The organism is Pedobacter suwonensis (assembly GCF_044762335.1).
In the GTDB taxonomy this organism is placed as follows: Bacteria; Bacteroidota; Bacteroidia; order Sphingobacteriales; family Sphingobacteriaceae; genus Pedobacter.
In genome coordinates this window covers 378,394-400,217 of record NZ_JBIWEB010000001.1, presented here as the reverse complement: position 1 = coordinate 400,217, position 21,824 = coordinate 378,394, and the positions used below count along the sequence as shown (strand labels likewise).

The 21,824-nt window shown below is 38.7% G+C and carries 14 protein-coding genes; 11 read left to right on the top strand and 3 right to left on the bottom strand.

The window, feature by feature from the left end; genetic code table 11:
- Positions 1 to 15: 15 nt before the first annotated feature.
- The 6 genes from cobA to ACIQXP_RS01560 all read left to right on the top strand — a co-directional run bounded on the left by cobA (position 16) and on the right by ACIQXP_RS01560 (position 6,516).
- The gene (gene cobA, locus ACIQXP_RS01585) at positions 16 to 810 is read left to right on the top strand and encodes a uroporphyrinogen-III C-methyltransferase (protein WP_387504269.1); all 795 of its coding nucleotides are present in this window, start codon (positions 16 to 18) and stop codon (positions 808 to 810) included.
- Positions 811 to 1,054: 244 nt separating this feature from the next.
- Positions 1,055 to 1,228, top strand: coding sequence for a hypothetical protein (locus tag ACIQXP_RS01580; RefSeq protein WP_293743382.1), 174 nt, complete (start codon positions 1,055 to 1,057; stop codon positions 1,226 to 1,228).
- A gap of 227 nt (positions 1,229 to 1,455) precedes the next feature.
- Positions 1,456 to 1,629 (top strand): hypothetical protein, encoded by a 174-nt coding sequence (locus ACIQXP_RS01575; protein WP_293743383.1) that lies wholly within the window; start codon positions 1,456 to 1,458, stop codon positions 1,627 to 1,629.
- A gap of 235 nt (positions 1,630 to 1,864) precedes the next feature.
- Positions 1,865 to 3,277, top strand: coding sequence for a glycogen synthase (locus tag ACIQXP_RS01570; RefSeq protein WP_293743385.1), 1,413 nt, complete (start codon positions 1,865 to 1,867; stop codon positions 3,275 to 3,277).
- 8 nt (positions 3,278 to 3,285) lie between these two features.
- Positions 3,286 to 4,554 (top strand): glucose-1-phosphate adenylyltransferase, encoded by a 1,269-nt coding sequence (locus ACIQXP_RS01565; RefSeq protein WP_090982112.1) that lies wholly within the window; start codon positions 3,286 to 3,288, stop codon positions 4,552 to 4,554.
- A gap of 174 nt (positions 4,555 to 4,728) precedes the next feature.
- Positions 4,729 to 6,516: a glycoside hydrolase family 15 protein gene (locus tag ACIQXP_RS01560; protein WP_293743388.1), complete on the top strand. Its 1,788-nt coding sequence runs from the start codon at positions 4,729 to 4,731 to the stop codon at positions 6,514 to 6,516.
- Between the two features lie 341 nt (positions 6,517 to 6,857).
- Here the strand turns inward: ACIQXP_RS01560 and ACIQXP_RS01555 are convergent, their stop codons facing one another.
- The 3 genes from ACIQXP_RS01555 to ACIQXP_RS01545 form a co-directional block, all read right to left on the bottom strand.
- Complete coding sequence (locus tag ACIQXP_RS01555; protein ID WP_387504270.1) at positions 6,858 to 9,047, bottom strand: bifunctional alpha,alpha-trehalose-phosphate synthase (UDP-forming)/trehalose-phosphatase; 2,190 nt, start codon at positions 9,045 to 9,047, stop codon at positions 6,858 to 6,860.
- An 84-nt stretch (positions 9,048 to 9,131) separates the two neighbouring features.
- Positions 9,132 to 10,487 carry a sensor histidine kinase gene (locus ACIQXP_RS01550; RefSeq protein WP_293743392.1) on the bottom strand — a complete coding sequence of 452 codons (1,356 nt, stop codon included), beginning with the start codon at positions 10,485 to 10,487 and terminating at the stop codon, positions 9,132 to 9,134.
- 90 nt (positions 10,488 to 10,577) lie between these two features.
- Complete coding sequence (locus ACIQXP_RS01545) at positions 10,578 to 11,948, bottom strand: sigma-54-dependent transcriptional regulator (RefSeq protein ID WP_293743393.1); 1,371 nt, start codon at positions 11,946 to 11,948, stop codon at positions 10,578 to 10,580.
- A gap of 230 nt (positions 11,949 to 12,178) precedes the next feature.
- Between ACIQXP_RS01545 and ACIQXP_RS01540 the strand changes: the two genes are divergently transcribed.
- From ACIQXP_RS01540 to ACIQXP_RS01520, 5 genes are all read left to right on the top strand, one after another.
- Positions 12,179 to 13,423, top strand: a complete 1,245-nt coding sequence (locus ACIQXP_RS01540) for an efflux RND transporter periplasmic adaptor subunit (protein ID WP_387504272.1) — start codon at positions 12,179 to 12,181, stop codon at positions 13,421 to 13,423.
- A gap of 142 nt (positions 13,424 to 13,565) precedes the next feature.
- Positions 13,566 to 14,264, top strand: a complete 699-nt coding sequence (locus ACIQXP_RS01535; RefSeq protein WP_293743395.1) for an ABC transporter ATP-binding protein — start codon at positions 13,566 to 13,568, stop codon at positions 14,262 to 14,264.
- A 234-nt stretch (positions 14,265 to 14,498) separates the two neighbouring features.
- Entirely contained in the window at positions 14,499 to 16,868 is a 2,370-nt protein-coding gene (locus ACIQXP_RS01530; RefSeq protein ID WP_293743396.1) for an ABC transporter permease, read from the top strand.
- A gap of 88 nt (positions 16,869 to 16,956) precedes the next feature.
- Positions 16,957 to 19,317 (top strand): ABC transporter permease, encoded by a 2,361-nt coding sequence (locus tag ACIQXP_RS01525; RefSeq protein ID WP_387504273.1) that lies wholly within the window; start codon positions 16,957 to 16,959, stop codon positions 19,315 to 19,317.
- An 89-nt stretch (positions 19,318 to 19,406) separates the two neighbouring features.
- On the top strand, positions 19,407 to 21,794 hold the full coding sequence (locus tag ACIQXP_RS01520) for an ABC transporter permease (RefSeq protein WP_387504274.1): 2,388 nt from the start codon (positions 19,407 to 19,409) through the stop codon (positions 21,792 to 21,794).
- Positions 21,795 to 21,824 lie beyond the last annotated feature (30 nt).

Here is a 21,824-nt window from a genome sequence, read left to right as displayed (position 1 = left end):
CATAAACTTTCAGTTATGATTTTGAATAAAGTAGAAAAAGCGAACATTGAACCAAAAATTACATTAATAGGTGCTGGTCCTGGTGACCCGGATTTATTTAGTTTAAAAGGGGTTAAGGCATTAAAAACAGCTGATGTTGTTTTGTATGATGCAAATGTAAACGAAGCTTTATTGTGTCATGCACCAAATGGTATTCCTAAAGTTTATGTGGGCAAACGTTCTGATGATGAATCATTTTCTCAGGATGCAGTAAACAGGCTCATCATTGACTATGCTTTAAATTATGGTCATGTTGTACGTTTAAAAAGCGGCGACCCGTTTTTCTTTGCAAAAGGATATGAAGAAATAGATGCAGCAGAATCTTATAGTATCCCTACTGAAATCATTCCTGGGATTTCGAGTGCTACAGGTGCGCCAAGTTTGCAAAAGATTCCTATGATTTATAAGGATATGAGCGAAAGCTTTTGGGCAGTAACCGGAACCAATTCTAAAGGTGAAATTTCGGAAGATTTGTACATAGCTGCAAAAACGAAAGCTACGATAGTTGTTTTAAACGGGATTGAAAAAGTAAAAGAGATTGCAGCTATTTTTCAGTCAGAAAGTAAAAATCTGTTGCCAGTTGCCGTCATCCAAAATGGTTCCACCCCTGACGAAAAAATTGTGGTAGGTATAGTTGACACCATTGCTGAGATTGTGGAAGATAAAAGAATAACGGCCCCGGCGCTATTGGTTTTTGGCGATGTGGTTTCATTACACCCTCAATTTCAACCCATCCGCGATTTCTACGAAATTATTGCTGAAGAGTACTAGCTATTTTTAACCAGAAATATATTTGTTTTGTTGTTAAAAACCGCTTATGGATTTAAGCGGTTTTTTTATGTATTGCATTTTCATATTATAGGTGGCTTCACGCTCAAATTATTTCAGGATCTTTTGCGAAAATAGCTGCTTGGAAAAATCTCTGCGTTTATCTGCGAGATCAGCGGAAAATGATTAGCGGTTTGTTCCCGCAGAATTAAAAAAAGATCACCGCTGAAAAGTCTAAATTAAAACTATGCGAACAGAGGGTAAGATCTCGTCGTTCCGCATTCCAAAAGATGACAAGTTCCTCTCGACAACTCAGCAGAAAATTTTGGCCAATACCACATTTCCAGCGTTTGGCGGGAAACCAACTTTGTTTATAAGCCTGATTGTAGCGGTAAGCCCGGAACGTAGTGAGGACTTATAGCGGAAAGCAGGGCTGCAGGCCGCCACAGAAAACTAAACATTCACTTTCTAATAAAACCTGAATTAATTTTCTGAACAGCTGTTACCCTAAACATGTTTCAAGGTCTTTGAGGTAAATAGCTGCTTGGAAAAATCTCTGCGTTTATCTGAGAGATCAGCGGAAAATGATTAGCGGTTTGTTCCCGCAGAATTAAAAAAGATCAACGCTGAAAAGTCTAAACTAAAACGATGCGAACAGAGGGTAAGATCTCGTCGTTCCGCATTCCAGGAGATGACAAGTTCCTCTCGACAACTCAGCAGAAAATTGTGCCCAATACCACATTTCCAGCGTTTGGCGGGAAACCAACTTTGTTTATAAGCCTGATTGTAGCGGTAAGCCCGGAACGTAGTGAGGACTTATAGCGGAAAGCAGGGCTGCAGGTCGCCACAGAAAACTAAACATTCACTTTCTAATAAAACCTGAATTAATCTCAGAAGAACCATCACCCGGGACTCATTTCAGGGGCTTTCCAGGTAAGTAAATGCTAAAATAAATTCAGCTTGACGAAGGTAATAATCAACTAAAAATATAATTTTCATTATTTGCAAAACTCAAAACAATTAGTAACTTACTTCAGTTATCTACTGCAAATATTTGATGGAAATTATACATATAAGTGCCGAGTGTTACCCAGTTGCAAAGGTTGGTGGTTTAGCCGATGTAGTAGGGGCCTTACCGAAATACCAGAATAAACTGGGCCACATTGCCAAAGTGGTTGTGCCTGCTTACGATACCAAATTTATCCGCGAAAGTGAATTTGAAGTTACTTATGATGCCTGGGCAAATTATGGGAATAACCACTTTCAGTACCGTATTTTAAAAGAAAAAACCAATAAACTGGGTTTCGACTTATATATTATTCATATACAGGGCTTAACAGACCGCCCAAATGTATATGGTTACGGCGACGATACGGAAAGATTTATGGCTTTTCAGATTGCTACCCTCGATTGGATGGTGCAATGGGAGCATCGCCCGGACGTAATACATTGTCATGATCACCATACAGGATTGATTCCTTTTATGGTTTCAAATTGCATAAAATATAAGCCGATAAGCATTGTGCCTACGGTTTTAACCATTCATAACGCTCAATATCAGGGCCAGTTTGGCTGGGATAAATTGTACTATTTACCGGCCTTCGATTTATGGAAGGGTGGTTTACTGGGTTGGGATGATGCCATAAATCCCCTTGCTTCTGCTATTAAATGTGCCTGGAAGGTAACTACTGTGTCGCCAACTTACCTGGAAGAAATGATGGGCAATGCGCGCGGACTAGAAAGTTTGTTAAGACAGGAACGTTGGAAATCAGTTGGGATATTAAATGGAATTGATAACGAAGTATGGAATCCTGAAACAGACCCAATGCTGAATAAGGGTTACACCATAAAAACTGTCGAAGCTGGGAAATTGGCAAACAAAAAAGCACTTTGCGATGTTTTTCAATTAGATTCATCTAAGCCCCTGTTTACTTTTATAGGAAGATTGGTTGACGAAAAAGGTGCCGATATTTTGCCGGACATTTTTTATACCGCTTTGCAACAGCATGGCGACAACATCAATATTTTGGTTTTAGGCTCGGGAGATAGTTGGGTGGAAGGAAGGTTAAACCAGTTGAAGGATTTCTTTGGAGGCAGATACAATGCTTATATCGGTTATAATGAACAGGTTTCGCATCAAATATATGCAGGTGCGGATTTTCTGATCATGCCGTCAAGAGTGGAGCCTTGTGGATTGAACCAGCTTTATGCTTTACGCTACGGAACGGTTCCGATTGTGCGTAGGGTTGGAGGGCTGAGAGATACCGTGATCGATATCGGCGACAATGGTTTCGGGATCTGCCATGACCAAACGAGTATTTGGGATGTTACACATTCTATTAACCGTGCAGTTGGATTTTACAATGATAAAAAAGCCTTTAAAGCTGTAAGAAAAACTATGATGAAAATTGATCATTCATGGGATAGGGCAGCCTTGAATTATATAGAATTATACCAAAATTTAAAATAAGCTTAAGCATGACTGACAAAGTTTTAGGCGTTATCCTTGGCGGTGGCCAGGGCTCTAGATTATCGCCACTAACACAAACACGTTCTAAACCGGCAGTTCCGATAGCTGGTAAATACCGTTTGGTAGACATTCCAATCTCGAACTGCCTCAATTCGGGTATCCACCGTATGTTTGTGTTAACCCAGTTTAATTCGGCATCCCTAAACAAACACATTAAAAATACCTATCACTTTAGTCACTTCAGTACGGCTTTTGTTGATATTTTAGCTGCCGAGCAAACGGTGCAAAACTCTGGCTGGTTCCAGGGTACCGCAGATGCTGTCCGTCAGTGTATGCATCACATCGTTTCTCATGAATTTGATTATATTTTAATCCTTTCCGGTGATCAGCTTTACCAGATGGATTTTAAAGATATGATTGAGAAACATATCGAAGCTGCTGCAGAAATTACCATTGCTACCATTCCGGTGACTGCAAAAGACGCAACTGATTTTGGTATTTTAAAGGCTGATGAGGAAAACATGATTACTTCTTTCATCGAGAAACCTAAAACCGGATTAGAGGATTGGGTTTCTGATACGGGTGAAGAAATGCAATCAGAAGGGCGCAACTTTCTGGCATCGATGGGGATCTACGTTTTCAACCGCGATTACCTGATCAATATCTTAAACGAAAACGAAGAGGAAAAGGATTTTGGTAAAGAAATTTTGCCGAGAGCTATTAGGGAAAGCAGGGTTTTAAGCTTCCAATATGAGGGTTATTGGACCGATATCGGTAACATTTCATCTTTCTTTGAAGCCAATTTAGGCCTGACAGATGAAATACCGAAGTTTAATATGTTCGATAGCAACCATGCTATTTTTACCAGGGCAAGGATGTTGCCACCCTCGAAAATTTCGGGTACCACTTTAGATAAGACCATTATTGCTGAAGGCTGTATTATTCAGGCCAGCAAGGTAGAACATGCTGTTTTAGGGATCAGGTCGAGGATAGGAAAGGATACGGTAATTACCAATGCCTATATTATGGGTAGCGACAGGTACCAGACTTTAGAAGAGATACAGGAAGAAAACAGTAAGGGAAATTCTTTGATCGGAATAGGCGATCGTTGCTTCATCAATAACGCCATCATTGATAAAAATTGTCGTATTGGTAACGATGTTAAAATTAATGGCGGCGATCATTTGGAAGATGGCGATTTTGAGCTTTATGCTGTAAAAGATGGTATAGTGGTTATTAAAAAAGGCGCTGTTGTACCAAGTGGTACAGTAATTTAAGATATATTGTCATTCTGAGCGAACCGAAGAATCTTTCAAGACCTTACAGATTTCAAAAATCTGTGAGGTCTTTTCCGTTTATTCCAGCGAAAACCCTGGGTAAATAATGTCTTTTTATCTTTCTATCCAACATTTTCCCGGTAAACTTGTTAGTAAATAAACAAAAAATAGTTTATGACCGATCATCAACACCTTTATCAAACAGGAATTATAGGGAATTGCGCTTTTATTGCTCACGTAAATAAAAATACTGATATATCCTGGCTTTGCTGGCCACGTTTTGATAGCCCTTTTGTATTTGGCAGTTTATTGGATGAAAAAAAAGGAGGTGAATTTTCGATTTTGCCTCAGGGCGAATTTACTTCTCATCAATATTACATCGAGAATACCAATGTTCTAAGAACGGAGATTACCGCCGAAGACGGAAAATACCGGATTACCGATTTTGCACCCCGTTTTCATTTATACGATCGCTATTTTAAACCACTGATGTTTATCAGAAAAATTGAGCCTTTGGAAGGTAACCCGCGCATTACCATTAAGTGTGAGCCGGTTTGCGATTATGGAAAAGGTAAAATGAGATCAAGCAGGGGAAGCAATCACATCGACTATTTGGGCTGTGATGAAAATATCCGCTTAAGTACGAATGTATCACTTACCTATATCTTCGACGAGAAAGCATTTGTTCTGAACGAGCCAAAGTATTTGGTGATGACTTATGGACAAAATTTAGAAGCACCGATAGTCAGTACAGCAGAGAATTTTTTAAGGGAAACCATTTCTTATTGGCGTTTATGGATTAAACATTCATCAATAGCAGGTTTTTACCAGCCATTTGTAATCCGTTCGGCCCTCGTTTTGAAAATCCACCAATATGAAGACACAGGTGCCATTATAGCCGCAAGTACCACCAGTTTGCCCGAATCACCAGGTAGCACAAGAAACTGGGATTATCGCTATTGCTGGCTGCGCGATTCGCACTATGTGCTCACATCCTTAAACCATATCGGACATTTTGAAGAAATGGAACGGTATTTTAATTACCTGTCCGATATTTCGCGTGCTGAAGATGTGCGTTACCAGCCTTTATATGGTATTGCGGGCGAAAGACAAATTACCGAACGCACTCTTGATCATCTTGATGGTTATAAAGGAGAACAGCCCATTAGGATTGGAAATCAGGCATACGAACACATTCAGAATGATATTTATGGACAGGTTTTGATTTCTATGCTGCCACTTTACACCGACCACCGTTTTGTTTTTTCGGAACGTGGTGATTCAGTAAAGTGGATTGAAAGTGTACTTTCTAAAATTGAACGTACCATTGATGAAAAGGATGCCGGAATATGGGAATTCAGAAACATTGCCAATGTGCATTGTTATAGTAACCTTTTCCAATGGGCAGGCGCACAGGCTGCTTTAAAAATGGCTAAAACCATTGGTAATGAAGATTTCGAAAGACGTGCAAATCTGCTGATTGAGAAAGCTTCAACACATATTGAAGCCTGCTACGATCCGGAAAGAAAAGTGTATACCAATGCTGTAGGAAGTCCACATTTGGATGCCAGCACACTACAGCTGATTATGATGAATTATCTTGATCCCGCTTCTGACAGGGCAAAGGACCATTTAATTGCTTTAGAAAAGGAACTCAAAACTGAAGATGGACTTTTTTACCGATACCTGCATGCTGATGATTTCGGTAAACCCAAAACCACATTTTTAATCTGCGCATTTTGGTATGTAGAAGCTTTGGCCTGTGTGGGCCGTACTGACGAAGCGATTAAGGAGTTTGAAAATATCATTAAATACTGTAACCACCTGCTATTGTTTAGCGAAGATGTTGACGCCAAAACAGGTAGTCAATGGGGTAACTTCCCGCAGGCTTATAGTCATGTAGGTTTGATGAACGCTGCTTACCGCATTGCGATTAAGCTGGACAGGCCGATATTTTTGTAAGATTATAGATTAAGCTTTGACAACTATGATAGGTAAAACGCATGTTTGACGTTGTCAAAGCTATTAAAAAAGGGTCTGTGGGGACACAGACACTGGCTTAGGGGAGGGATAGATCTCTCCGGTAAAAAAGAACCTGAAACAAGTTCAGTGTGACGTTGCGGAGTGATTTAATGGATATGGAAAACCTCAATAAAAATATCGTTATCTAAAGCTGATAGCGGTCTAACTCATAGGTTTTCGAATACTTTGCACTCCGCTTGAGAAGACGATTGATCCCATAAGAAAAAAGGTCTGCATGGACACAGACCTTGGCATTATGGTATTAATTAACTATATATTTATTAACCCCGTTCTATAAACTCTTCTTTAACTAAACTCCAAAGTAACTTTCTTACTTCTTTAAAATCATTTAAGTAATACTTTGCTTCTGAAATATTATTGCCAACTTTTATGGTAAAAGCATCGTCTGGCAGTACTTTGAAAATGTCTTCATCGGTATGGTCATCGCCTAATGCCAGAATGAAATCGGGGTTTTTATCATATAACCAGTTTAAAGCAGCTTTTCCTTTATTAACTTCTATATTTTTAAACTCGATTACTTTGTTCCCTGGCATCAACTGCAGTCCTTTATCAGCAGCCAGAATTTTCATGTGGCTAACGATTTCATTGGCCCGTAAATCACCTAATCCATCTTCTGCTTTTCGATAGTGCCATACCATTGAATAGCTTTTTTCTTCAATGAACGATCCGGGAGTACGGTCGGTATAGGTTTCTAATAAAGTCTTTATTTCCTGTTTCCATTGGTCGGTAAGCAGGGGCAGACTATTCCACTTATCTCCATACGATTTTTGCCATGCACCATGTTCAGCAATCAGGTCTACCTTTAAATGCCCAAACCACTGCTCCAGTGTCTCATGTCGCCTTCCGCTGATAATCACCACTTTATTGGCGTGATCAAGGGTCAGGTTTTCAATTAAATCATAAAGTTCGTCGTCAGGAGAGGCATCATCAATGTTCCCGGTAAAATCTACCAGTGTGCCATCATAATCCAAAAATAGAACCCTGTCGGTTGTTGTTGCATATTTAGCAGCAATTACCTCATTGATCGAATTGACTGCGTGTTTAGTTAATAATGATTTTTGAGAATCTTTCACTTCGTTTAATCTTAAAATAAAATTGTTAACCCAATGTTTAACGTTAAATTTTTCTACTATTGCCCGCATGGCTGTCATGCGTTGCTGTTGTTCTTCCAAAGGCATTTTTAGTGCAGCTACAATGGCTTCCATAATGTCGCCCATATTATTCGGGTTAACAATTACAGCATCAGTTAATTCTTTGGAAGCACCTGCCATTTCGCTTAAAATCAATACACCATCATTATGGTTCCGGCTGGCCACATATTCTTTACTGACCAGATTCATCCCATCGCGCATCGGCGTTACCAGGCAGATATCGGCCGTAGCGTAAAGTGCAGAAAGTACTTCAATGGGGAATGAGCGGTAAAAATAATTTACCGGGATCCAGTTCATTGAACGGTATCTTGCATTTAAGTTTCCTACAAACTGATCAATCTGGTCTCTCAGCTCACTATATTGTGGCACGGTATCCCTGGAGGGAACCACAATCATGAAAAGCTCGATTTTGCCAATATACTCGGGATGGTGCTGCAATAGTAATTCCATTGCTTTTAACCTTTCGAGTATGCCTTTACTATAGTCTAGCCGGTCGATAGAGAGGATTACTTTCATTTCTTCTTTCCCAGTCCTGAAATAATCAATTTCTTTTTTGACTTCTTCCGTTTCGGTTAGATTTGAAAATTTATCATAATCTATTCCCATAGGGAAAGCTTCAACTACGATTTGCCTTTCATGGCTGTTGAGTACGTTTGATGAGGAATTTACAGGCAGCAAACGTGTGGCTGTGCTGATAAAATGGCGGACATCGTCGTAGGTGTGGAAACCAATCAGATCAGCGCCTATTAAACCATTTAACAATTCCTCCCGCCAGGGAATTAGCCTGAAAATTTCATATGATGGAAAAGGGATATGCTGGAAAAAACCAATAGTCGCATTTGGAAGTTTTTCTCTTAAAATACCTGGTAAAAGGAGCAGTTGATAGTCTTGAATCCAGATTTTATCTCTTATGCCCAGTACCTGCATGGCACTTTTTGCAAATTTCTCATTCACCGATCGGTAGCAATCCCAATAACTTTGTTCGTAATGTGCATAGGTAACCAGATAATGAAATACAGGCCATAATACCTCATTTGAGAAGCCTTCGTAATATAAGTTAATTTCATTTTGGGTGAGGAAAACCGGATAGAGGTTTAATTCGGCAAGTTTGTGTGTAACTTCTTCCTGACGTTCTGCCGGAACCTCAATTCCCGGCCATCCGATCCAGATGGAATTGCCAGATTTATACACATCGCCAAGGCCGGTGGCAAGGCCGCCCTCGCTGGGAATAAACGTGTATTCATCATTTTCTTCAATGATTTTAACGGGGAGTCTGTTCGATATTATAACTGTCTTCATGCTCGTATTTGATGTATCTACATCTTTAAAAGCATATCAAACTGGTTTTGTTTGAATTTTTAGGTCAAAAAAACATTCAGATGATTAAACATAATTAAATACCAGCGAAAAAGTTGTACCACTTTCGGGAGTAGATATAACTTCGATACTGCCTCTGTGCATTTTCATGATGTTACGGCTGATGGTTAATCCTATACCCGATCCATTTTTCCTGGTGGTATAAAATGGAACGAATATTTTTTCAAGATCATCAGCGTCTATACCTTTTCCATTATCACTAACATCTATATATAGCTTGGTGTTTTCTAAACGGTAATTTACATTGATATTAGGCATATCCTTATTTTCGACCGCATAAATACTGTTGGTAATCAGGTTAATTAATACCTGTTCTATTAATTTCAGATCCAGCTGAATGGTGATTTTTGATGAAGTCTGTTCTACATCCAGCACCACATTTTTAACTTTAGCAAATGGCTGCATCAGTACCTTAATGTGTTTTAATATTTCTCCAATGGTATGCGGCTCAAGGTTTGGTGTAGGCAGTTCGGCAATTAAACGGTAATCTTTTACGAAATCCAGTAAACCGGATGAGCGCCTTTGGATCGTATGCAGGGCTGTTTTAAGGTCTTCCATTTCATCTTCAGTTAAGTCCTTTTTATCGGTTACCATTTTGTTGATTGTATCTGATAAGGAACTGATAGGCGTGATGGAATTTAAAATTTCATGCGAAATAACACCGACTAACCTGTTCCAGGCTTCAGTTTCTTTTTGCTCAATTTCATCTTTAATGTTCTGAAAGCTGATGATGATGTAGTTCTTCCCGTAAAGGTTTAAAGGAATCACTTCAGTAGATAACTGGGTTAGTTTATCCTGAATCTTAAGTTCCAGAAACCGTTTTCCACCTGTTGAAATCTGCTCTATTTCTGCTCCGAACTCTGGCAGATGCTCTTTTAACCGATGCCAGTATTTATAGGCAGGTACACCTAAAAGGTTAGAAGCGGCCTGATTGAAAAAGGCAATCTCGTTATCTTTTTCTGCTGTTGTATTGCTCACCACGATTACCCCAACCGGAACCTGCTCTAAAATGGTTTTGATCAGCTGAAACATGGCTTCCTGTTCCAGTTTAATTTGTTTGTGAACCTGTAAAATATCAGTAAACGATTCGTATAGCTCCGGGAAACTGCCTCTGGTTGTTTTGTTTCTGAAGTTTAAGGTATGATCTCTCGTTTTTACAGCCAAAATGAAACGGTTAATATCCGACCGAATCTGATTGATATAGTAATAAAGGGAAATGATAGTACCCAATAAAATCAGTGCAACGCCTGTAATGGTAAACCAGAGCTCGGTGTTTTTAATGAGGTAAAATAAAAGATAGCCAAGCAGATTGATGGTCAGCAGGCGGAATATTAAACGGAAGGTAAAGCGTTGGTAGAACATTGTAAAGGTTTAGGGTTTGAGGTGTATGGGTATAGGGTTGAAGAACGGTATTATAACCTTACGCCTTAAACCTTATACCTCAAACCTCTCTTAGATTCCAAATTTCTCAATTCTTCTGTAAAGTGCTGCGCGGGTTAAGCCTAATTCTGCCGCTGCTTTTGATATGTTTCCTTTGTGTTTATCAATGGCCTTCTGCACCATCATTTTCTCCATATCTTCCAGAGCCATTTCATCTGGCAGTGTGTTGTTCTGTGCGTAACGTTGCGGACTTAGCTGCAGATCATCTTCAGTAATATCAGCTCCATCGCTCATAATAACGGCTCTTTCCAACACGTGCTGTAATTCGCGTACATTGCCTGGCCATTGATACTTTAATAATGCTTCCTGGGCCTTATTGCTTATTTTTTGAACATTTTTATGGTATTTGGCACTAAAAACCTGCAAAAAGTGATTGGCCAAAAGTAAAATATCCTCGCCACGTTTACGTAATGCCGGCAATAAAAGTTCTACTGTATTAATGCGGAACAATAAATCCTGCCTGAATGTATTTTTTGCGACCATTTCGTTCAATGGCATATTGGTTGCCGTGATGAGGCGTACATTTACTTTACGCTCTTTGCTTTCGCCCAAACGGGTAACCGTTCGGTTTTGCAAAACACTTAATAACTTGGCCTGAAGTGGTAGGGTTAAATTTCCAATCTCATCTAAAAAAATCGTCCCCCCATCAGCTAGCTCAAAGCGGCCGGGTTTATCTTCTTTGGCGTCGGTAAAAGCGCCTTTAGCATAACCGAATAATTCACTTTCAAATAGATTTTCGTTTAAGGCACCTAAATCTACATGCATAAATACCTGGTTTTTCCGTTGTGAATTTCCGTGGATCTCATAGGCGAACACCTGTTTTCCGGTTCCGTTTTCACCCAGGATCAGCACATTTGCATCGGTAGGGGCAACTTTTAATAGCGTGTGCTGTAATTGCCTTATTTCGGTAGCCTGACCAACAATATTCTCAAATCCTCTTGTAAGATCTTTTTGAAGAGATGTGTGTATTTTTTCAAGCTTTTTAACCTTTTTGGTCGATTCGCGAAGTTTTGATGCAGATGAAATGGTGGCAAACAGCTTTTCATTTTCCCAAGGCTTAAGGATGAAATCGGTAGCACCTTTTTTTATTGCTTTTACTGCAAGTTCAACATTACCAAAGGCAGTCATTAGTATCACCACATAATCTTTATCAATAGATAAAATATGTTCTAACCAATAAAGGCCTTCTCTGCCATCGCTGGCACCTTTTTGATAATTCATATCCAGCAAAATGATATCAATTTCATTTTTGCTCAACAAAACGTTAATTTCTTTGGGCGATTTACATGTAATTACCTGCTTTACCTGTTGCTTTAAAAACAAACGGGCACTTAGCAGGATATCGTCATCATCGTCAATAATTAAAACAGTGGCGTCTAACATAACCTTGCCTCTAAGTTAGTATCTCTTATTTTGCTAATGCTACCCCTTCAATAAGGTGCTGAAAGGATGGGCAAATTTAATAAAACTGTCCGCTCCCGCACATTAACTGTCCGATAACGAACATGTCAAAAATAAAATAATTAATTAATGCCTGTTAATCAGTGATTTAAGTGTGACCTGGTGTTTTGGCACAAGCTTGGTTACTAGCAGACCAAACAGTAAACCAAACAATGGATAAAAAAATAGAGAAGAAAAGATTTAGCACTAAAACCCTGTTAATGATAGGTGGCACAGTTGCTTTTGTAGCAATTGTAATTTATGGCTATACTTTGTCACTCAAAAAAGTTTATAGTGCCGATGCAGATAAGTTGACCATCAGTAAAGTAGAATACGGTGATTTTGAAGATGTAGTGCTGTTAAATGCCAGTGTAGTTCCCTTAACTTCGGTAATTGTAAGTTCATCAGAAGGAGGAACAGTTGCGGAAATTTTTACTGAAAATGGCGCATCCGTAGTGAAAGGTACACCACTGTTACGTATTGCAAATTCGAATGCCATGTTGGGGTATACTTCGCAACAGACAGCTGCTACTGAACAAATTAATCAACTACGTAAATCGAGGTTGGATTTAGAACAAAATCAAAGAATCCTGAATCAGGATGTATTGGATGTGGAGAATAATTTACGTACCGCAACCCGCCAGTATCGATTGGACAGTGCACTTTTTGCCAAAAAGGTAATTACACTCCAGGAATTTAATAAATCTAACCAGGATTACGAATATTACCAGGGTAAATTGAAAATCGTTCGCCAGGCGATTAAACAGGAAAATCAGAGTCGTAAAATGCAACTGACCCAGATCGACCAATCGATGGGGCAAATGAACGAAAGCTTGGAGATGATCCGCAAGAACATTGAAAATATGACCATTAAAGCGCCGGTTTCCGGTAAACTTTCTTCATACGATCCGGTAATTGGTAAATCTTATAATGCCAACGAAATGATCGGAAAGATTGATGTGTTACAAGGTTACAAACTGCAGGCAGGGGTTGATGAGTATTACATCAACCGTGTAAAAGAAGGACAAACCGCCAACTGTGAATTTAATGGTAAAACTTATAATTTAACCGTAAGCAAGGTCATTCCTGAGGTTACAGCTGGCCAGTTCCAGGTAGAAATGGTTTTTAAAGGTCCGGCACCTGAAGGTTTGCGACGTGGATTATCTTTACAAACAAAGTTAACTTTGTCTGATAATAGTAAATCATTGCTCCTTGCCCAGGGACAGTTTTTCCAGAGCACAGGTGGCTCGTGGGTTTTTTTAGTAAAGAATGGAAAAGCAACTAAGAAAAACGTTAAAATCGGGCGAAAAAACTATCTGTATTATGAAATATTGGATGGTTTGCATAAAGGCGACGAAGTAATTACCTCATCTTATGATCAGTTTAATCAATACGACCAGGTGGAGATTAATAAGTAGTGCGTTTGGAGTTTGGAGTTTGGAGGTTGGTGTTCTTTAAGAAATGGGTTTAAAGTTAAACAAAAAATATAATCAGGTCTTGATACTTGCTACTAAATACTTGCTACTCAATACCTGATACTAAATACTTGATACTAGAATTATGATTAAAATAGAAAATCTGGAAAAAGTTTACAAAACGGAAGAGGTAGAAACGACCGCGCTTAACGGAATCAATCTTCACGTTGCAGCGGGAGAGTTTGTTTCCATCATGGGGCCATCGGGCTGTGGGAAATCTACCTTGTTAAATGTAATGGGTTTATTGGATAAGCCCGAAAGCGGAAGCTACAAATTTATCGATACAGAGCTTTTAACCCTCAACGACAGGGAGCGCTCAAATTTCCGAAAGAGAAACATGGGTTTCGTTTTCCAGAATTTCAATTTGATCGATGAATTAACCGTTTTTGAGAACATTGAATTGCCCTTAATTTATAACAAGGTTCCTGCCGGAGAGCGTAAGAAACTGGTAAACGAAATCATCGAGCGAATGAATATTGTAAACCGTACCGGGCATTTTCCACAACAGTTATCCGGCGGACAACAGCAAAGGGTAGCGGTAGCAAGAGCCTTGGTTACCAAGCCGAAATTGGTTTTGGCCGATGAGCCTACCGGAAACCTGGATAGCTCACATGGTAACGAAGTAATGGAGTTGCTTTGCGAATTGAACGAAACCGGAACCACCATCGTAATGGTAACCCACTCCAGCCACGATGCCAGTTTCTCTAACCGGATCATTAACCTGAAAGATGGTCATGTGATTTCGGAAAAGATAAATAAAAGTAGAAACGAAGAACTGATATAGAGGTTTAAGGTAAAAGGTTTAGGGTGTAAGGTTAATCTTCCTTAAACCTTCAGTCCTAAACCTTACACCTAAAAAAAGATTTTAGTTTAGTTAATGATAGCCGCCCAATAATCTTCCCGGATGGGAAGATCTGGGATTGGCAAATAAGGGTAAAAGGTTCATAGGTAGAAGGCGTATGGTTTACGCGCGAAAACCTTCCAACCTTTTAACCTTCCACCTTTCAACCTTAGCAATATGTTCAAATTAAACCTGAAAATAGCCTTACGGAACCTTTGGAAAAACAAGGGTTTCTCTCTGATTAATATCGGTGGCTTAGCCATTGGCTTGGCCAGTTGCATGGTTTTGTTACTTTATGTGGCTTACGAGTGGAGTTACGATAAGCAATTCTCCAATCATGATAAAACTTATGTAGTTTATCAAAACATGAAGGCAAGCGGTAAAACTTTTAGCTGGGCCTGGACACCCAATGTGATGGCTAAAGAAGTGCAGGAAAAAATCCCTGGTGTTAAATATGCCGCTCACACTACTTATCCGAGAAAACAACTCGTTACCGTTGGCGATAATAAAATAAATAGTAGTGCCATCTTTGCTGACCAAAATTTCATTAAAATACTCGACTACAAATTTCTTGAGGGAAGCCCCGTTCAGGTTTTGAAAAATGTAAACACCATTATCCTCACCAAATCTTTTGCAAAAAAGTTATTTGGAAATGAGGATCCTATTAATAAAATGGTGAAGCTTGAAAATCAGGATGTATTAGAGGTAGAAGCCGTAATAGAAGATGTGCCTGCCAACAGTAGCCTGGCTTTTGAGTGCATTATGCCCTGGGCACTGTTCGAAAAACGAGAACCCTGGATGAAGAAAGGCAATTGGGGAAATAATATGTGTTTAACGCTTGTTCAGTTAAAGGATAATAATTTTTTCAATACTGCAAATGATTTGATGCATGGTATTTACAAACGCAATCAAAAAGATAATACATCGGTAGCTTTGCTGCATCCTTTAAACAAATGGCATTTGTATGATGATTTTGTTAACGGTAAATCAGTAGGTGGAAAAATAGATCAGCTTAAAATATTTTTATTGCTTGCCTTTTGCATCTTGCTAATTGCCTGTGTGAATTTTATGAATTTATCTACAGCACGCTCAGAGCGCAGGGCAAAAGAAGTTGGCGTTCGTAAAGCAATAGGGTCAACGCGTAAAGCGCTGGTAAATCAGTTTTTTTTAGAATCCTTACTCCTCACTTTTATCGCAACCGTCTTAGCTTTTATCCTAATTGAGGTTAGTTTGCCATATTTTAATAGCTTGTTAGATATTAAACTAACAATAGACTACCATAATGGCTTGTTTTGGTTAACCTTGTTGGGATTAATGATTTTGACCGGATTGGTTGCCGGCAGTTATCCGGCGCTTTATCTATCTTCTTTCGAGCCTATAAAAGTTTTAAAAGGTTTCACCCTTAAAACAGATTCATCCGCTGCGGTAAGGAAAGTATTAGTGGTGGGCCAATTCGTTTTTGCTGCAGCTTTAATTGTTTGCACAGCCGTCATTTATCAGCAGCTCAATTATGTTAAGAACAAGCCCATTGGTTACGACAAATCCAATTTGATTCAAATTGCTGTAGTAGGAAAAATAACTGATCCCGTTAAATTGGACTTGCTTAAAACCCAACTGTTAGCATCGGGCGCTGTAAGCAATGTTACCTCTTTCAGTACAGATTTTACTGAGGGAGGAGACAATACTACGGCGGTATACTGGGAAGGTAAAAACCCGGATGAGGCTATTTCTTTCAACCATAGGGCAATAGGATATGATTTTGTTGAAACGATTGGCACTAAAATGATCAGCGGCAGGGAGTTCTCTGCGAAATTTCCTAATGATACCAATAGCGTATTGTTAAATGAAGCAGCCGTAAAAATGATGGGATTGAAGAATCCGGTAGGCAAGGTAATCACTTTCTGGGGTAAAAAACTAACTACTGTTGGTGTTGTAAAAGATTTTGTGGTAGAAAGTGCTTATCAAAGAGTGGCCCCGATGATTTTTAGGGCCAATACAAATGGCGACGCTAGGGTACTTATAGCAAGGTTAAGTCCAAATCAGAACATCAGTTCATCACTGGCTAAAATTGATGAGCTGGTAAAGCAGATGGAACCAAATTATCCCGTAAACCGAAAATTTGTAAACGAATCTTTTGAAGAGAAATTTAAAAATGAAAAATTATTGGGTTCACTTTCAAACTGGTTTGGTGGTTTTGCCATTTTCATTTCTTGTTTAGGCTTATTGGGTCTGGCGCTTTTTATGGCCGAACAACGCAAAAAGGAAATCAGTATCCGGAAGGTTTTAGGTGCGAGTACCGGCAATATCCTGGTGTTGCTGAATAAAGACTTTATAAAACTGGTAGCCATTGCCAATATGATTGCCTTTCCTTTAGCTTATATCATCATCAATAAATGGCTGTCTGCTTTTGATTATCGTGTGGCTATTTCCTTTCTACCCTTTCTGCTCGCCATCGTCATCTCTGTTTTAATTGCAGTGTTAACGGTCAGTTTGCAATCGGTAAAAGTGGCAAAGGCCAATCCTATTGATGCACTTAAATATGAATAATGGAGAGAAGGTAAAAGGTTTTAAGGTAGAAGGCTAAAGCGCCCAAAACCTTACAACCTGCAACCTGTCAACTTTCAAACTTAAAAAGATGTTTAGACTCAACCTAAAAATAGCCTTACGCAACCTTTGGCGCAACAAAGGCTTCACCCTGATCAATCTGGGCGGGTTGGCCATTGGTTTGGCCAGCTGCATGATTTTATTATTGTATGTAGCCTACGAATATGGTTATGACAAGCAGTTTACCGATTATGATAAAACTTATGTGCTTTACAATAACCAAAAAACCGCTTCAGAAACCTTTAGTTTTATGGCCTTCCCGGGGCAATTGAGAGCTGAAATCAAAGAAAAAGTTCCTGGTGTGGCCAAGGTAAGCCGTTTATCTTATCCTGAGCCAATGCTTTTATCCTATAATCAGAATAACTTTAAAATGAATGCCGTTTTCGGTGATCCGGATTTTCTTAAGATGTTCGATTATAAGGTATTGAGAGGTAATCCGAATACTTTTTTGAACAGTTTAGATGGGATAATTCTAACAGAGACATTAGCTAACAACCTTTTTGGTAATGAAGATCCGCTTAACAAGGTAGTTAAACTGGATAACAAGGAGAGTTTGAAAGTTGAAGGTGTTATTGCTGATCGGCCTAAAAATTCGACATTGGTAATAGATTATATTATGTCCTGGAAATTGTATGAAAAATTAAATCCATGGACCAAAGACAGTGGCTGGGGAAACAATTATTGTATGTTGTTTGCTCAACTTCAGGATAATTCCTTTTTTGCTCGTGCCAATAACCAGATGAAAGGTATGATCAAGGCCCACGATAAAGCAATTAATGGCGAACCTATTATGCATCCTTTATCTAAATGGCATTTATACGATAAATTTGAAAATGGCAAAAATGTAGGCGGAAGGATAGATCAGCTCAGAATATTCTTTCTTTTGGCTTTTTGTATCCTGCTAATTGCCTGCGTTAATTTCATGAACCTTTCTACCGCCAAATCAGAGAAACGGGCACGCGAAGTTGGCGTGCGTAAGGCTATCGGCTCTTCCAGAAATAACCTGGTAGGCCAGTTCATGTTCGAATCCGTTTTATTAACTACACTGAGCATGCTTGTGGCTTTTGTTTTAATTGAAGTAAGCCTGCCGTATTTTAACAATTTATTGGGCATTAACCTTGGGATAGATTATAAAGATTATAAATTTTGGACTGTGTTTTTGGGCTTAACCCTGTTTACTGCGGTAATTGCCGGAAGTTATCCTGCTTTTTATCTTTCTTCTTTTGATCCGGTTAAAGTTTTAAAAGGGTTCAAACTTGCCGGAGGCTCTTCATTGTCAATTCGTAAATTCCTGGTTATTTTTCAATTTGTATTCGCAGCCTGTTTAATCGTTTGTACTGCAGTAATTTATCAGCAGTTAAACTATATTAAAAATAAACCTATCGGTTACAACAAAGCAAATCTGGTACAGATTTCTACCGAAGGTGAATTTTCTAAAAAGGAAAAACGCGAAATCCTCAAAGATGAATTGCTTAAATCGGGTGCCATAACTGCCTATACCGAGTATAGCTTGTCGTTAACTAGTGGTGGTAACAATACTTATGGAATCAATTGGCCGGGTAAAAACCCAAAAGATCAAATCCTAATCAACTTTAGGTTTACCAGCCTCGATCTCACTAAAACTACTGGTATGGAAATTTTAAAGGGAAGAGACTTTTCTAAAGATTTTGTAGATACCGCTAATGTATTGGTTAATGAGGCATTGGTTAAGGTGATGGGAATTAAAGATCCTGTCGGTAAAATGATTAAATGGGGGCAGCCGGTAAGGATCATTGGAGTGATTAAAGATTACGTAATGGAATCTCCGTATCAGAAAGCAACTCCTTTACTTATTGCGCAAAACCCTGATAATGTTACTACCATTATTATGAGATTAAATGATAAAAACAACATCACCTCATCTGTTAACCAGATTAGCGAAACAGCGAAGAGACTAAATCCAGCTTATCCGGCCACGATAGGGTTTGTTGATGACAACTTTAAATTAAAATTCAAAAATGAAAAACTGTTGGGAACACTTTCTAACTGGTTTGGAGGTTTTGCTATTTTTATTTCTTGCCTGGGTTTATTGGGTCTGGCTTTATTTATGGCCGAGCAGCGCAAAAAGGAAATTAGCATCCGTAAAGTATTGGGCGCCAGTACAGCAAATATCCTCACTTTATTGAATAAAGACTTTGTCAGACTGGTTGCCATCGCCAACCTGATTGCATTTCCGTTAGCTTATATCGTTATCAATAAATGGCTTTCAGCTTATGAATATCGTGTATCAATTTCCCCTTTGCCGTTTATCATCGCCATCGGATTATCGGTATTGATAGCTATTTTGACGGTTAGCGTACAATCGTTAAAAGTGGCCAAGGCAAATCCTGTTGATGCTTTGAAATATGAATAGAGGTCGGAAGGAAGAGGGTAAGAAGGTAGAAGGCTAAAACGTCCTAAACCTTCCAGCCTTTAACCTTTTAGCCTTTCAACCTAAAAAATATGTTCAAATTAAATCTAAAGATCGCGTTGCGGAACCTATGGAGAAATAAAGGGATTGCGGCCATTAATATTGGCGGACTGGCCATTGCTTTGGCTGCGTTTATTCTGGTAACGCTCTATTTTACCTATGAAACCAGTTTTGATCAGGAAAATCCGAATTACGAAAATATTTATGTTGTTGGAATAAGATACCCGGAATTTAAAACCAATTATGTTGCGGCCCCTTTTGCTAAAGCAATCAGGCAAAATTTTCCAGAAGTTGTGTCGGCAGGTGTAATAAAAGATAGTGCTTTTGAACTGACAATTAAAAAAGGAAAAAATACGCTGTTTACTAAAAAAATTCTACAGGTAAGTTATGATGCCGCCAGAATTATAAATATCCAGCCCGCTAATGGTCTCATAAAGCCGGCAGGAGAGAGCGAACGACTTACTTATCTGAGCACTGAAAGCATGAAAACGCTTTTTCCGAATAAACAGGATGATAAACCAGAAATGGTTGGTTTTGGAGCAAGCACTTCTGGAATAACCGGAGTGATTAATGGATCTGTAAAAAATAACCTGCATTCCAACTTCACTTTTGATGGTGTTAGTATTGGTAATGAACTTGGCAAGAATGATCATTATAATACGAACGATTACACCATCTATTTACAGGTAAAACCTGCAACAGATGTTGAAAATCTTGAACAAAAAATTACCGGTTTATACCGTGCTGAATTATTGAAGGACAAAAGCGAGAAAAAGTCAATAAAAGAAATAAAGGGTATCTCTACCTTTTTAGACCCATTGGCTAACCAGCATTTAAAGCCACAAGCGGGTAACGATGCTCCTTATAAAATATTAATAGCAATTTCTGTTTTGGGTGTTTTGATTTTGGTGATTGCCTGTATCAACTTCACTAATTTGAGTATAGCGCAAGCAGGTAAGCGCGCTAAAGAGGTCGGTATAAAAAAAGTTATGGGTGCTTATCGTTTCCAGTTAACCAAACAGTTTTTGGTGGAAATCTTGATGCAATGCTTCTTCGCGATTATTTTAGCCTTGATTATGGCAGAATTAGCTTTGCCAAGATTCAACAGCCTGTTTCAGATTCATTTGTCCATATGGCATACTGCGAATGGTTTATTCTGGAAAATACCTGTTATTTTAGGGTTAATTACCTTTTGCGCGGGCATTTATCCGGCAATTATTTTGTCAGGTTTTAAGCCATCGCTCGTACTTAAGGGCAATTTTACTACCAGTAAACAAAGTTATTGGCTTCGTAATGCTTTGCTGGTTTTCCAATTTAGTATGGCGGTTATTTTCATTATTGGCTTATTCATCATCAATTCGCAATTAAAATACATGCGGAGCGAAGATTTAGGCTTTAATGCAAATCAGGTTGTTTATGTGAAAAATTTAACAATGTTTAATAATCCGGCCAAATTTGGCTCAATTAATTTCGAACCTGTCAGGCAAAAAATACTAAAAGTTCCAGGTATCAAATCAGCAACGGTAAGTACATTTATTCCTGGCGGCTCAAATGGAATAAACAGCTATACCGCAAACGGTATAAAAGCTAATATTGATTTTGTTAATGTAGAGTTTGATTATTTTGAAACTTTGGATATTAAGTTAAAAGAAGGGCGTTTTTTCTCAAGCAAATTTAAAACTGACACTATAAATTCGGCAATTGTAAATGAAAGTGCAGTTGCCAGGTACGGTATTAAAAATCCTGTTGGACAAATAATCAGGGGTTGCGATATCGATTATAAAATAGTTGGTGTAATAAAGGATTTTAAAACGCAAGGTTTTGAAAACATAATTCAACCCACAATCTATACGATTAAAGATCCTTGCGGCAGCTTTAAAACAGAAATATTGCTCAAGATCGAACAAAATAAAATGGCCGATGCACTAGCTATATTAAAAGCGCAATGGCCTGAAATTAATAAACTTGATGGAGAAGATTTTCGCTATGCCTTTCTCGACGAACTTTACGGCAAGCTTTTTAAAAAGCAGGAACAATTGCAGTCGGTATTTTTCACTGCTGCAGTACTCACTATTTTTATTGCATTACTGGGTTTATATGCATTTGCCAAATACATTACCAATGGACGCTTAAAAGAAATTGCCGTTCGTAAAATTTTGGGTGCAACTGATGTGCAGTTACTTAAATTGATCAATAGTTCATTTTTTTATCTGGTCGTTGTTGCGAACATCGTTTCCTGGCCAATTGCCTATGTGGTTACCAATATGTGGCTCAAGACTTTTGCTTACCGGATCGATTTTCCTGTTTTGCCATTTGTAACTACCACATTGATAACGATTTTATTAACCATTATAACTGTAAGTATACAGGCCAAAAAAGCAGTAAATGCCAATCCTGTTGATGCTTTGAAATATGAATAATACAAGGTGGAAAGGCAGAAGGTAATGAGG